The 14052-nt window shown below is 69.3% G+C and carries 11 protein-coding genes, 1 tRNA gene and 1 pseudogene; 8 read left to right on the top strand and 5 right to left on the bottom strand.

Going from position 1 to position 14052, the window contains the following annotated elements:
• Positions 1-255: 255 nt before the first annotated feature.
• The 3 genes and pseudogenes from ACIPLC_RS03105 to ACIPLC_RS03095 form a co-directional block, all read left to right on the top strand.
• Positions 256-1329, top strand: a pseudogene (locus tag ACIPLC_RS03105) (sugar phosphate nucleotidyltransferase); the annotation flags it as partial.
• Between the two features lie 222 nt (positions 1330-1551).
• Positions 1552-2598: a YIP1 family protein gene (locus ACIPLC_RS03100; RefSeq protein ID WP_400470475.1), complete on the top strand. Its 1047-nt coding sequence runs from the start codon at positions 1552-1554 to the stop codon at positions 2596-2598.
• 138 nt (positions 2599-2736) lie between these two features.
• Positions 2737-3627: a metal-dependent hydrolase gene (locus ACIPLC_RS03095; protein WP_400470472.1), complete on the top strand. Its 891-nt coding sequence runs from the start codon at positions 2737-2739 to the stop codon at positions 3625-3627.
• A gap of 120 nt (positions 3628-3747) precedes the next feature.
• Here ACIPLC_RS03095 and dcd read toward each other — a convergent pair whose 3' ends face one another.
• Complete coding sequence (gene dcd / locus ACIPLC_RS03090; RefSeq protein WP_400470469.1) at positions 3748-4323, bottom strand: dCTP deaminase; 576 nt, start codon at positions 4321-4323, stop codon at positions 3748-3750.
• 72 nt (positions 4324-4395) lie between these two features.
• Positions 4396-4617: a hypothetical protein gene (locus ACIPLC_RS03085; RefSeq protein ID WP_400470467.1), complete on the bottom strand. Its 222-nt coding sequence runs from the start codon at positions 4615-4617 to the stop codon at positions 4396-4398.
• A 277-nt stretch (positions 4618-4894) separates the two neighbouring features.
• Between ACIPLC_RS03085 and ACIPLC_RS03080 the strand changes: the two genes are divergently transcribed.
• The 4 genes from ACIPLC_RS03080 (at position 4895) to ACIPLC_RS03065 (ending at position 7332) form a co-directional block, all read left to right on the top strand.
• Positions 4895-4968 (top strand) — tRNA-Gly (locus ACIPLC_RS03080).
• Positions 4969-5432: 464 nt separating this feature from the next.
• The gene (locus ACIPLC_RS03075) at positions 5433-5765 is read left to right on the top strand and encodes a hypothetical protein (protein WP_400470464.1); all 333 of its coding nucleotides are present in this window, start codon (positions 5433-5435) and stop codon (positions 5763-5765) included.
• Positions 5765-6973, top strand: a complete 1209-nt coding sequence (locus ACIPLC_RS03070; protein ID WP_400470462.1) for a WXG100 family type VII secretion target — start codon at positions 5765-5767, stop codon at positions 6971-6973. Before ACIPLC_RS03075 ends, ACIPLC_RS03070 begins: the two co-directional genes overlap by 1 nt.
• A 14-nt stretch (positions 6974-6987) precedes the next feature.
• Positions 6988-7332, top strand: a complete 345-nt coding sequence (locus tag ACIPLC_RS03065; RefSeq protein ID WP_400470460.1) for a DUF6086 family protein — start codon at positions 6988-6990, stop codon at positions 7330-7332.
• Positions 7333-7598: 266 nt separating this feature from the next.
• Here ACIPLC_RS03065 and ACIPLC_RS03060 read toward each other — a convergent pair whose 3' ends face one another.
• Positions 7599-7772, bottom strand: a complete 174-nt coding sequence (locus ACIPLC_RS03060; protein WP_400470457.1) for a hypothetical protein — start codon at positions 7770-7772, stop codon at positions 7599-7601.
• A 1070-nt stretch (positions 7773-8842) separates the two neighbouring features.
• Positions 8843-9400, bottom strand: coding sequence for a DUF4365 domain-containing protein (locus ACIPLC_RS03055; protein WP_400470455.1), 558 nt, complete (start codon positions 9398-9400; stop codon positions 8843-8845).
• 1142 nt (positions 9401-10542) lie between these two features.
• Between ACIPLC_RS03055 and ACIPLC_RS03050 the strand changes: the two genes are divergently transcribed.
• A complete protein-coding gene (locus ACIPLC_RS03050) occupies positions 10543-12396 on the top strand; it encodes a tetratricopeptide repeat protein (RefSeq protein WP_400470453.1) in 1854 nt (617 codons plus the stop codon).
• Here ACIPLC_RS03050 and ACIPLC_RS03045 read toward each other — a convergent pair.
• A complete protein-coding gene (locus tag ACIPLC_RS03045; protein ID WP_400470451.1) occupies positions 12347-13627 on the bottom strand; it encodes a hypothetical protein in 1281 nt (426 codons plus the stop codon). The two genes, ACIPLC_RS03050 and ACIPLC_RS03045, sit on opposite strands and share 50 nt — an antisense overlap.
• Positions 13628-14052 lie beyond the last annotated feature (425 nt).

Raw genomic sequence — 14052 nt, 5'->3', positions numbered from 1 at the left:
GGGCCGGGCTTTTTGCGGGCCGTGGCGGGCCGTGGCGGGCCGGATCCCGGGCGGATCCCGGGCGGGACTCGTAGGGGAGTGGTGCCAATCGCACGGTCGCCTGAGTCTGCGCCCGTTGGGAGGAAATACAGTAGACGCCAGACCGGCCTCGTGCCGGTCGACCCGTTCCGGACGCCCGGACGGGTCCAGACCACCGACGGAGGTATCGGCCCGCCGGGCCGGGCCGCGGAGAGCACAAGGGGAACAGCGCAGACCATGACCGAGGCGATCATGCTGGTCGGTGGTAAGGGCACGCGACTGCGTCCGCTGACCACCCACACCCCCAAGCCCATGCTGCCGGTGGCAGGCGTCCCCTTCATCGCACACCAGCTGGCCCGCGCGGCCGCCGCCGGCGTCACCCGCGTCGTGCTGGCCACCTCGTACCTGGCCGAGGTCTTCGAGGACCACTTCCAGGACGGCACCCCGTACGGCATCGAGCTGGTCTACCTGACCGAGCGCGAGCCGCTGGGCACCGGCGGCGCCATCCGCAACGCCGCGTCCGGGCTGACCTGCGGCCCCGACGAGCCCGTGCTGGTCTTCAACGGCGACATCCTCTCCGGCGTCGACATCGCCGCCCTGCGCGACGGCCACGTGGCCGCCGGGGCCGACGTCACCCTGCACCTCACCCGGGTCGAGGACCCGCGCGCCTTCGGCCTCGTCCCGACCGACGAGAACGGGCGGGTGCTGGAGTTCCTGGAGAAGCCGGAGACGCCCGAGCAGATCGTCACCGACCAGATCAACGCCGGCTGCTACGTCTTCACCCGGTCCGTCATCGACCGCATCCCGGCCGGCCGCGAGGTGTCCGTCGAACGCGAGACCTTCCCCGAGCTGCTGGCCACCGGCGCGCTGCTGCGCGGCGTCGTCGACACCTCGTACTGGCTCGACCTCGGCACCCCCGCCGCGTTCGTCCGCGGCTCGGCCGACCTGGTGCTCGGCAAGGTCGACTCCCCGGCCGTCCCCGGCCCGACCGGCGACGCCCTGCTGCTGCCCGGCGCCACCGTCCACCCCGGTGCGGTGCTCAGCGGCGGCACCGTGGTCTCCGAGGACGCGGTGATCGAGGCCGGCGCGATCGTCGAGGGCAGCGTGATCCTGCCGGGCGCGGTGGTCGGCCCGGACACCCTGGTCAAGGACTCCATCGTGGGCGCCTTCGCCACCGTCGGCGCCCGCTCGGCGCTGGACGGCGCGGTGATCGGCGACGGCGCGGTCGTCGAGTCCGACAACGAGCTGCCGAACGGCATCCGGATCGCCTGCGGCACCCTGCTGCCGGTCGGCGCGGTCCGCACCTCGGCCGGCCCGGGCGGCTGCCCGGCCGGCACCGCCGCGGCCGCCTCGGTGCACGGGCCCTCGGTCAGCGCACAGCGGTAGGCGCCCGGGCCGGGGCGCTGCCGCCGGGCCGGCCGTGGCGCCGCCCGGCGGCGGGATTTCGGCCGCGTTCGTCTCAGGCTCGCTGCAAACCGGCCCCGGCTCCGTCCAGGCCCCACGCGGACTGGGCCGGACGGGTACCGTCAGAGCGTGGCTGGTAATCAATACGACAGCGGGCAGGGCGCCGACCCGCACGGCGGGTGGGCGTCCCCTCCGCCGCCGGCGGGGCCCGGGGGGCACGGGCAGACGGACGGGCCGGAGTACTTCACGGCCCCGCACCGGGGTGTGGCCGACGGCCCCGACGGCACGCCCGGAGGCCCCGGCGCACCGGGCCCGCAGGGCGGCTACGACCCGTACGCCGCCGACCGGCCCGGCAGCACCCGGGCCTTCCCCACCGGCGACCCGTACGCGCCCTCCCAGCAGGGGTACTACGACCAGGGCCAGTACCCCGGATACCCCGGGCAGTCCGGATACCCCGGGCCGTCCGGGCAGTCGGGGCAGTCCGGGTACCCGCAGGAGGGGTACGGCCCCGAGGGCTACGGCCAGGACGGCTACGGCCAGGACGGCCACGGGCCGCAGCAGCAGCCGCCGTACGGCCAGGACAACGTCACCGTCTACCGGGCCGGCGGCCAGTCCGCCCCGCACGTCGCCGGGCCCCGCCCGCACTGGCGCGAGCTGCTCATCGGCATCTTCCGCGCCCCCACCGCGACCTTCGACCGCACCCGCGACCACCAGGTCTGGCTGCCCGCCCTCACCGTCTCGATGCTGTACGGCGCGCTCGCGGTGCTCGGCATAGGCCTGACCCACGACGACATCGTCGACTCGACCTTCACCGTCGCGCTGACCGGCATCGCCGCCGCCGCGATCGGCTTCGCCGTGGCCGGAGCGCTCTTCGGCGGCGTCACCTACGCGCTGGCCCGCCAGCTCGGCGGGGACGGCCCGTGGAAGTCGACGGTCGGCCTGGCCGCGCTGATCGGCTGGCTGACCGACGCGCCCCGGCTGCTGCTCGACCTGGTGCTGCCCTCGGGCAGCGCGGTCGTCCAGGTCGCCGGCTGGGCGACCTGGGCGTTCTGCGCGTACCTGCTGACCAGCATGGTCCGGCGGGTGCACGACCTGCCCTGGGGCAAGGCGGCCGCCGCCTCGGCGGTGCAACTGCTCGCGCTGCTGGTGCTGATCAAGCTGCCGACCCTGGGCTGACGGGCGGAGGGCAGAATGGTGGACGGGTCCCGGTCAGGCCGGGCCCGTCCACCGTCTTCAGCCCCTCTCACCCGTTCTCCGCCCCTTCACCCCTTCACCCCCCACCCCTTCACCCGTTTCACGTCACCGGAGCCAGGAATGACCCTCCCCACCACGCACGTCAGCTTCCCGGCCGGGGCGGTGACCGGCGAGTCGACGGTGATCGCGGTGCACCCGCTGGGGGACGGTCGGCACGCCGTCGTGACCGGGGCCACCCCGTTCCACCCGCTCGACCACACCTGGCCCGACCAGCCCGCCGACCTCGGCACCCTCACCGTCGACGGCACCGAGCTGGCCGTCGTCGACTGCCTCACCGGCGCCGTCGGCCCGGACGGCGGAACGCCGCTGGTCGGCGCCGACATCCCGGTCCGGCGCGGCGACGAGGAATGGTCCTGGCTGGTCCTGCACGTCGTCGACACCGACCCCGGCGACCTCCTCGGGCGCACCGCCGTCCTCACCGTCGACGCCGACCGCCGGGCCGCCCTCAGCGCCTCGCACAGCGGCTGCCACCTGCTCGCCCTCGCCCTCAACGAGGCCCTCGCACCGCGCTGGCGCAAGGACCCGGGCCGCTCCGACGCCCTCGGTCACCCCGACTTCGACAGCCTCGCGATGGCCACCTCGGTGATGGACACCGAGGCCAGCACCGACACCTACCGGCTCGGCAAGTCGCTCAAGAAGAAGGGCTTCACGGCGGACGCCACCGACGAGTTCCCCGCCCTCGCCGACGCCCTGCCCGCCCTCACCGAAGCCGTGAACGCCCGGCTCGCCGCCTGGGTCGCCGCCGACGCCCCGGTCCGCATCGAGGTCCCCGGCCCCGAGCTCACCGCCCGCCGCCAGTGGCACTGCGAACTGCCCGAGGGCGGCGCGCAGATCTTCTGCGGCGGCACCCACCTGCACCACCTCGGCGAACTCGCCGAACTCCGCACCGAACTGCGGCTCTCCGAGGACGGCACCGAACTGGTCGCCGTCACCCGCCCCAAGCGGGCCTGACGCCGCAAGCGGGCCTGACGCCCCAAGCGGGCCTGAGCACGCGGGAAACGCGACGGGCGGCCGCCCCTCGTCCGTCATCGGCGAGGGGCAGCCGCCCGTGTTGCGTGCGCTCCGCCCGGATCAGACGTCGGTGCGGTGGAAGTTCATGAACGAGCGGGACGGCGTCGGGCCACGCTGGCCCTGGTAGCGCGAGCCGTACCGCTCCGAGCCGTACGGGTGCTCCGACGGCGAGGAGAGCCGGAACAGGCAGAGCTGCCCGATCTTCATCCCCGGGTACAGCTTGATCGGCAGCGTCGCGACGTTCGACAGCTCCAGCGTCACGTGACCGTTGAAGCCGGGGTCGATGAAGCCGGCCGTCGAGTGCGTCAGCAGGCCCAGCCGGCCCAGGCTCGACTTGCCCTCCAGCCGGGACGCCACGTCGTCGGGCAGCGAGATGACCTCGTACGTCGAGGCCAGCACGAACTCGCCCGGGTGCAGGATGAACGCGTCGTCGCCGTCGGGCTCCACCAACCGGGTCAGGTCCGGCTGCTCCTCGGAGGGGTCGATGTGCGGGTAGCGGTGGTTCTCGAACACGCGGAAGAAGCGGTCGAGGCGCACGTCGATGCTCGACGGCTGGATCATCGCCGGGTCGAACGGGTCGATGACGACCCGGCCCAGGTCGATTTCGGTCCGGATGTCCTTGTCAGAGAGCAGCACGTTTCGAGGTTACGTGCACGACACGGCCCCGGACGAATCCGCCCGGGGCCCGTTCCGTCCTCGTGTCGACCGTCAGGCCAGGAACTCCACGGCCTCCAGCCGCATCGCCCGGGCCAGTTGCGGCGCCGACAGCTCCCGCGCGTCGGCCAGCACCGAACTCCGCAACCGTCCGCACTGCGGACAGCGGATCAGCCGCCCGGGCCCGAGCCGGCCCGGCCCGAGGTTCTGCATCGGGAACGTGGTGGTGCTGAACAGGTGCCCCTCGGCACAACGAACGACGGCGCGCTGCTCCATCGATCCCCTTCCCATCCCTAACCCAGTACTCACCCGTACTCATCGCGCCCCGGCGGACCGAGCCCCGGGACAGCGTCACATTAGGGGATGTTCCGGACATTCCACATCGTGGCTCGCCGCCCCGGACCCACCCACCGGAGCACTCCTACGCGGCCCACACAGTACGCCCCCCACCCGCCCCCACCCCGCTCCGCCGCACCCCTGGGCGGGCCGTGCAACCACGGTCACGAATGGGGTACAGTGACACTGGATTGAGCGGTCCCTGACGGCTCATCAGGCGGGCGTAGTTTAATGGTAGAACATGAGCTTCCCAAGCTTAGAGCGCGAGTTCGATTCTCGTCGCCCGCTCCAGCAGTAAAGGCCCAGGTCATACGACCTGGGCCTTTCGCATTGTCTAGACCAATCCGACCCCGCCGTGCCAGACCCGTGCCAGAACGCGGCTGGGTGATCTTTGAAGTCACGCGTCTTCCGATCGCTGCGCGACTGGAAGGCCGAGCCACAGGGCGGCTCTCGGGGCGATGGAGGCGCTAACGGCAGTGAGCCGGGCTGGCGGCGATCCTCTGCTCGGGGAGAAGCGACTGTCACCGTGGCGAGCCGAGTCGTCGGGCCTGTGTGCCCCGTGGAAGGCGGGGGCGTGGCTTGCCGCCGACCGCTGCTGTCCTGATCGGTGTGCTGATTCACAACTCTTGACCTTTATTTGGTAGTTGATCGATAGAAGATTTGATCGTCCCATCGCAGGATGGGATAGGTCACCGCGGTGGTTTCCACAGCGGCAGGGGCGGGATGTGATGCCGGCAGGGTGCAAGGGGGATGCGGTGCAGGACGGTTACTCGGTAGATCTGGGTGCGTTAAGGGACGCGGCCGCAGGCGTGAATGGCACTCTCGAGCAGGTGAGCCAGCGGAAGGTCGCCGACATACCCCATGACTCGTCGGCGATCGGTCATGGCCACCTGGCGAGCACGCTGTCCGATTTCCTGAGTCGATGGAATCGTGGTGTGGACAACCTTGCCAAGGATGGCAAGGAGATCAGAAGTCGGCTGACGCTCAGTGTGAATGCGTACACCAAGGCTGAGCAGGACGCACACCAGCATGTCGTGCAGAGCGGCAACATGGCGACCGCTCCCGGGGCCGATCCCGGAGTGCGCTGATGGCGGCCGAACTCGGGACCACGAGCGATCCGAAGTCGTTGGTCCCCGGAAGTCCGGCGGCGATCTACGCGACCGAGGCCGAACTGCGTTCCTATGGAGACCACCTGCATCAGGCAGGAGCCGGACTCCAACGGATTGACACGGTTGACGGCTGGCGTGGAGACGCCGGAGACGCCTTCCGCCACGCATTCCATGGGCAGCCGGGAAAGTGGCTCCAAGCTGGCGACGCATTTCACGATGCCGCAGACGCACTCAAGAGCTATGTCTCGACTCTGGTGTGGGCACAGGCCCAGGCAGCTACAGCGGTCAGCCAGTGGAACTCCGGCGACAAGGCAGCCGCAGGTGAAACGCTGCGCGGTGCCAGAGAACAGCTGTCATCTGCTGGTGACAGTGCAGCTTCCAAAGTTGGGAAGGCCCGTGACCTGGCGCCGCCCAAGCCGGGTTTCTGGTCCCGCCTGGGCGACGACATCGGTGGGTTCTTCTCCGATGCTGGGCATTTCGTCGAGAAGGCCGGAGAGGTGGTTCTTGGCGACCTCGCGTCGGTGGGCAACGCCATGGTGCATGACCCGGGTGCTGTGCTCCAGCTGGCAGGTGGGCTCGGCCTGGCGGTGCTCGGCGCGGGCGGCGAGATCGGTGGCTTCGCTCTCGACGTCACTGGTATCGGGGCGGTGCTGGGTGTGCCGGTCAACGTCATCTCAGCCGTGGCCATCACCGGCGGTCTCGGGATGGCCGGCGTTGGTCTGAACACGATCATGCATGACGCGGCTGGTCCAGATCGGGTCAACATGAACTCCGACGGAGGCGGTGGCGGTGGTGGGGGAGACACCGGCGGCGAGCCTGTCTCGAATCGCGTCCGGCCCCCTCGGGAGGGTGACACTAACTACGTTGTCGACAATCCCTCTGATCTTTCGGATACGATCACCGATATCGATCGGGTGGAGAACGGGACCCTCTGGGAGGAGAAGACGGCCACTGGCCAGGACCCGCGAATGGACCCCCAGAAGTGGGTGCAGAAGAATGTTGTCAAGAAGCTCGACTCCTATATCCGCGCTCGTCCCTATCTTGAGGGTTACGAGAATGCCCCACTTGGTATGGACTTCACGGAGCCGGGAGCAACGCCCCAGTTCAGGGCTGCGGTTGAACAAGCTGTCGAGGATTGGAAAGCCGCCAATCCGGGCGTAGATGTATCAGTTAGGTGGGCGCAGTGAGTTGTATTTTCCAGGTGGGGGACGAGATCGTGTGGGATCCGTCGAACACGGTGGCCAGGTTGTTCACCGGAGAGGCGGCGGCGGTGGCATCTGCTTTCGGGCTGCATCCGGGAATCGGTGAGATCATCGAGGACGAGTGCGAACTCGATATCCCGGTCCTGGAGGCCTTTATCGCCGAACTCGTGCGGCGGTACCACGAGGCGACCCACCCAATCCTCCGATCGCTCACGGTGGGGTTCATCGCTACGGCGTCGGTTCTGGTCGAGCGGGCTGGCGGGCAGCTTCCGTCCGGTGAGCCGGACCAGGTCGCGGCCTGGGCCCAGTTGCGCCAGGAGCACGCGAGGTCGATGCCGCGCTGAACGGGACCGGACTGGTCGCGGGAGCGCCCTCGGCTATGTCTCTCTGCCGCGGGCACTCGTCGGCCAGTTCCACCGGATGGGTCGGTACCGGGAACGCGGATGAGTGTGCTGCGGTGCCAGGAGCGGTCGTACCGGGCGCCGCAGCACACGGCGCTGCGCAGGTCTATTAGTTGGCGCAGGTCGGCTGAGCCAACGGATGGTTTGGGCGGGCCACGCCTCACGGGCATCAACCGCCAGCTGGGTCGTTGGCCTGGGCACTCATGTTGTTACTCCGCTTCCTCCCAGAGCGTCTCGTGGGCCTCGCGATCGCCCGTCGTTCGCTTGCGCCGGGCGCTGCGGATGTCGACTACGGCGGCGCTGATGCCGTTGGAGATCTTGGTCTGCTGCTCCTCGGTGGAGTGCTGGTAGATCAGCGCGGTACGGGGGGAGTTGTGGCCCATGAAGGCCATGAGGTCCCGGAGGCTGGCGCGAGGACGTTGCCGGTGTGGCGGAGGTCGTAGAAGCGGAGGTGGTCGAGCCCCAGCTTCTTGCGGGCCTTGCGCCACTTGCGGCCGAAGGTCGAACGGCGGAAGGGGGCTCCGCGCTCGCCGACGAAGAGCAGGCCGTCCTCTCCTGGCCGCTTGCCCCGACTCAATTCCTGCAATCCAGGCTTTTCTTCTCTCCATCTCCTGCTGGGCTTGGATCAGGAGCATCCTCCGCCTTTCCTCCTTGAGCGATTGCACTTCTCGCTCGTACTGTTTCAATCGGCGGCGATGGGAATGGGCAACGATGATCTCGACCGGTAGGACCAGAAGGAGGCCGATGGTTAGTGCTATGGATATATTCTGGATCCTCATGAAGCCATCGCCGGGATCTGATACCGCTACCGGAAGGCCCTTTGTCACGTTGTTGATGATGGGAAGCCCAAGAGAGCCCAGTATTACTAGTCCAAGCTTCCAGGATGTGACCTTGCGGTGTGGGAATTCTGGCTGCTTTCGCAAATTTCAAACGCCCTAACTGTTCGACCGCGCCGGCGCCGAAGGAGCCTGCTCTGGCCGGTGACCGAGGAGCGTGAGGATCCTACGGCTCATCCGGGCTCAGGGCTCGTCTCCTTCGCTCTCTCGCGAACCCAACGAAGGAGACGAAGATGAACTTAACTCCAAGGGATGGTCCGAACGCCCCGGCAAAGATTCATACTGCTCCCCACCAGTCGCGCTGGCCGCCATGGTCCCAGACTGGCGCCGTGAGAAAATTTCCGGCAAAAAGTGCCGGCCATCGCCCTGTCTCTTTTGGAACCCGGCCTGCTCGAAATTCGAAGTGCATGGCCACGGTGGCGAAGGAGATGAAGGTGTAGACGTTCAAGACCCGGGGCAAGGGATTTATGTCGGAGTATCTTTCAATAAATCTGATCTGATAAGGCCACTCCCGCGCCGTGATGATTGCTAGAATCATCAAAGGAATGGCTCGCCGTACGTCTCGGGCTAGGCTGTCAATCTTGTCCTCGTGCCGGAGGGCAAAATCGGCAAATCCTTCAAAAAGGGGATTCGGGGCTGTTTCTGGATCCAGGCCCTTCCAGGCCCTTCCTGGCTCTGACTGCCCCGTTGAATCCCTCTTCCTGAGTTCTTCCTCGCATGCGCATCCCGGCGCTATCGACGTACGCCTCAATCTCGGCCGTGAATCCGCGCATGCTATCGCTAGATAGCTTTGAGTCTGCGGAGATTTGAATCGAGGAAGGAGCTTTCGAGGTTTCTCTCAATTTTCTGGTCAGGTTTGTCCAGAAAATGTCACCCGCGTCTGGGTCATAGGCGAATCCCAGTACTGGAATTCTGCTTTGTTTCCAGTCTTCATAGTGATCGTCGATTGGGATGGCGTAGCCGCGGGCGCGCTTGTACTTTTCCGCTCTTGACTTGGATCGCGATGTAGCGGCCTGTTCGTTTACCCCCCCACGAGTGAGGTCTACGATGAGGTCTTCGCCGTGGTCGTTGCCGCCATCGATTTCCTGCACGATGTGTTCGTAGTCTTCAAGCAGGGTGCGAACGGCGTTGACGCCAGCCCTTTCGATGCGGTGGCTCGGACGGAGGGTAGCCACGGCCCCCTTCTCCTCACGCTCTGTTCGGCGCACCCCACCGAAGGTCACTGACATGTAGCGGAGGTTCGCGAAGATCTGTGCAAGGTGGGGCAGTTCTCGACTGGCCGCCTGGGATCGTGTCCTGCGGGCTTCCTTCAACTGGTCGAGGAGCCGGCGAGTTGCCTCGCTGCACCGAGCAGAGCGTTGAGTTGAGAGGTTGGCGCGCGTCCGGGCCCATGCGCGGGCTGGTCGGCAAGGACGGCAGCGGGTATCCGCTCAGTAGCTGTGCCAGATGTGTGCCAGAACGGGTGGTGAACGGGGGACAGCAGCGGTCTGCGCTGGGCGTCCGAAGGGGCGATGCGTTGGCATCGCCGCAGGTCAGGAGCACTTTTTGGCTCGGAAGCCCAAAGATTCCCAAGCTTAGAGCGCGAGTTCGATTCTCGTCGCCCGCTCCGTACCGAAAGCCGCAGGTCACATGACCTGCGGCTTTCGCGTTGTCCGGACCGAGTTGGGTCCGCTGTGCCGGGGTGTGTTCGCGCCGCGTGGCGCGGCTGGCGGCCGGCGGCGGGGGTGACCGCTCCGGTCGGTCGGCGAGGGCACCTGACTGCACCGAGGCCGGTCAGGGACCGTGATCGGTCGGCGATGGATCGTTCCGACGATCCGACGTCGGGGAACTCATCGGTACTCGTGTCCCGGAGCCGGCTGTTCCTCGGTCGGGTCGTACCGGGCGGACGGCGGTGCCGGGGCGGTGTTCCGCCGGGGGATCCCCCCGCCGTATCGGGAGGCTCGGGTTTCTGCGTCCGCCCGCTTCGGCAGGCTACCGTGGGGCCGGACGCAACAGACTGGGGCGGTGGCGAACTTCTGCTCCACGACGGACCGGGGGGTGGGGCGCGGTGGATCCACTGTCGTTGTCGGCGGTGACGGCTTTCCTGGGCGCGGCCAGTGCGGGGATGGCCAATGAGGCGGGCAAGCGCGCTTGGGAGACCGTGGGCGGGTTGGTGGCCCGGGCGGTGGGGCGGGAGGTTCCGGCCCCGGCCGGGCCGGCCGAGCGGGAGTCCGTTGCGGGTCTGCTCGTGGCGGAAGCGCTCCGTGATCCCGACCAGGCCAGGGCACTTGCCGTCGTGATGAGCGGAAACGGTACCGGTGGGGCTGCGGCGCACGGGGTGCCTCGGTTGCTGCCAGCGTCGGCTCGCTTCTTCACCGACCGGAAGGGGCCGCTGGAACTGCTCGACCGCGAGGCCGACCGCAAGCCCGACGGCCTCCCGAAGGTGGCCGTCCTGCACGGCCCGGAGGGAATCGGTACCAGTTCGCTCGCCTTCCACTGGGGTGGTCGTGAAGCGGGCAGGTTTCCGGACGGGACCTTGTACACGGATCTCCGGGGCGGCTCGGCGAACACCGCCCCGACGCCTGCGACGGTCCTGCGGCACTTCCTGCTGCGCCTGGGCGTCCCGGCGGAGCATGTTCCGCCGGCCGTGGAGGACCGGATCGACCTCTACCGCTCTCTGCTCGCCGGCCGACGGTTGCTGGTCGTGCTCGACCACGCGCAGTCGGCGGCGCAGGTCCGGCCGCTGGTCACGGCCGCGCCCGGGGTGTTCACCCTGATCGTCGCCCGCCGTCCGCTCACCGGCCTGGACGCGGTCACCATCCCCGTCGGCCCGCTGTCCGACAAGGACGCCAAGCGCCTGCTGGCCGAACTCGCAGGTCGACCGGCCATGTCGACGGCCCGCGCCGCACTTCCCTCGGTGCTGGAGCGGTGCGCCGGTTCCCCGTTCGCACTTCGTGCCATGGCCCCGTATCTGGCGACGGGGTCGTTCGGCAGTGGCGGGACGGCGAACCCGCTGCCCCCGGTGCGGGCGGCGGCCGAGGAGTCCTATCGCCGGCTCGAACCGGAAGCGGCCAGGATCTACCGCCTGGGATCACTGAGGCCCTGGCCCTCCCTCAACCCGGCCGCAGTGGCGGCGACGGCTGACGTCTCGCAGGCCGAGGCGGAACGGGCACTGGCCGAACTGGCGGATCTCCAACTGCTGGAGAGCACCGGGGACGGCCGTTACCGGTACCGGCCGGCAGTGCGCTCCCACGCGGAGGAGGCCGCCGCCCGGGAGGACGGCCTGGCGGGGTGCGCCGCAGCCGTGGCCCGCACGGTGGACTGGTACCTGCGCTTCGCCGTCCGGGCGGACTACGCGGCGCTGAAGGAACGCTGGCACCTGGGCCCGCTCTACGCCGAATTGGGCCCGGGCGCGTACGAGGACGAGGGCGCGGCGGTCGCCGCACTGGTGGGCGAGTTGGGCAACCTGGTGGAAACCGTGCTCGCGGCAGAGGAGTTCGGCCTTTTCGACACCGTCTGCCAGGCCGTCGAGGCACTCTGGGCGGTTCAGCTCAAGGCCGGCTGCCACGATGCCCTGCTGCCCGCGCTGCGGGCCGGGGCCCGTGTCACCGGACGGCATTGCCCGGGCACCCGGACGGCCGGTCGGATGCACACCCAACTGGCCTTTGCGCTCATGGAGTTGCGGCAGGACGAGGAAGCCGAGCGCGAGTTGTCGGCTGCTACGGACGACGAGGCCCGGGTCGGGCACACCCGTGGTCGAGCGACCGCGGTCGAATCGCTGGGCCTCCTACGGTTGCGGCAGTGGCGTTTCCGGTCCGCGCTGGAGTGCTTCGAGGAGGCCGACCAACTGCTCGACGGGATCGGCCCGGGTGACGAGGGCGCCGCCGATCTGCCGCGTGCTCGCGCGCTGTTGCACCGTCATCGGGGCCGGGCCCTGCGGGGCCTCGGCCGGTTCGACACGGCGGAGCAACGGCTCGACGCGGCACTGGAGTTCTTCCGGGACAGCGGGGAGCGGTACAACACGGCCCGCGTGCTGACGGACCTCGCCGAGCTCCACCTCGACACTGCCGACCGCACCGAGGCGCTCCCCCTGATCGACGAGGCCTCCGCCCTGCTGAGCCGGGAGAACGCGGCCGTTCACCTCAACTACCTGGCCGCGTTGCGTCTGCGCTGCCTTCCCGCTCAACCCTGACCCGTACGCGTCGCAGGCCGGTTCCCGTCTTCACGATCAGCCCGGTTGCCACCAGCTCCGCCACCTCCGAGCCGGTGCGCAGCCGGGAGTGCAGCGCCGAAGCGTACGCGGCCGGGTCTCCGGCCGCGTCGGCCGCCAGCGTGAGCCGCAGCCCGTTGCGGTGCAGCACCGTGCACTCCCGGGGGCCCGTGACGTAGGCGGCGAGCGAGGCGGAACGGTGACGGCCGAGCACTTCGGCCGCCCACGCCTGGGGTGGGCCGAGGCGGGGGTCGTCCGCCTCGCCGTACCGGTAGATGACGTCGGCGATCTCCAGCACTCCGGGATCGAGGGTGTCCTCATGCACGGCGAGGTGTCCCTCACCGTCGGCGGCGTCGGGTTCGTACCGTGGCTCGGCGAAGCGCTGGACGGCGATGGTGCCGTCCGCGGTGGTACGGGTGAGGACGCGCAGCGGTGCGGTGCGCAGCGGCGGCTCGTACGGCGGCAGCGGCAGTGGGTCGAGCACCGCCGGGGCGGTCGGCTCGGTGATGCCGATCAGCCGGTAGAAGAGACTGCGCAGCAGTGCCGCCGACTGTCCCGGAACCGAGCTCGTCAGCTCGGCCGGCCCATCGAGGGGGCGGTGTTCGGCCAGTAGCTTGTCCAACTGGGGCAGCAGTGCGCCGTACGGATCGAGGCGGGGCGCGGATCGGACGAACGCCGCGACGGGCGAGGACGCTCCGAGGGCCTCCGGGTCGGCGGCTCCCAGCAGGACGGGGGTGCCGCAGGCGGCGGCGTAGTAGCTGACCGAGCCGAAGTCGCCCAGGACCACGTCCGCGGCGATCAGGGCCTGGCGCCAGCCTTCGAGCGGGTCGACGAGGGCGAGCCCGGCCCGTCGGGCCCGGTCCAGCCAGAGGCGGACCTGGCCGGGGCCGTGGCCGTGCCAGATGTTCGGATGGAGGACCGCGGCCACCCGGTACTCGTCGACGGGGAGCTCGGAGGTCAGCCGGGGCAACAGGAGCGGGAGGACGTCCTCCGAGCCGGCGTCACCGAAGAGCGAGGTCGGGTTCCAGGTCGAGTTCAGCAGGATGAGGCGCTGTCCCGGATGGACGCCCAGTGCGCGACGGTACCGGTCGCGGTGGTGCCGGGCCGCGAGGATGCGGTCGAAGCAGGGGTCGCCGGCCAGCACGGCGGTCGGCAGGGCCGCAGGGCAGGACTCGGCGAGCCGGTCGATCTGTTCGGGGTGGGAGAAGACCATGGCGTCCGCGATCGGGACGCCTTTTTCGGAGAGGACCCACTCGGGCCCGAGCCCGAACGTGGCGTCCGGCGTCCGGCGTCCGGCGTCCGGCGTCCGGCGTCCGGCGTCCGGCGTCCGGCGTCCGGCGTCCGGCGTCCGGCGTCCGGCGTCCGGCGTCCGGCACGGCCAGCTTCTTATTGTATCCGATGCCATGGGAAAGGACTGTCAACTTGCCTTTGATGGCGTCGAGTTGGCCGCCGAAGCTCGCCGATATGGCCAGGTCCACGGGAACTGAGAGGGCCTGCTCCCAGGGCAGGACAGGGACACCCGTCGAAGCGAGCAGCTCCACCACGCCGGACTGGAAGGGCGACGACCCGGTGCAGGTCGCCAACAGCTGGAGCCGTAGATCGTCACGGAACAGCGGGAGCACGTCTAGCAGCCGCGTC

Source organism: Kitasatospora sp. NPDC086801, from assembly GCF_044745805.1.
Classification (GTDB): Bacteria; Actinomycetota; Actinomycetes; order Streptomycetales; family Streptomycetaceae; genus Kitasatospora.
This window is presented reverse-complemented; position numbering and strand designations above follow the sequence as displayed.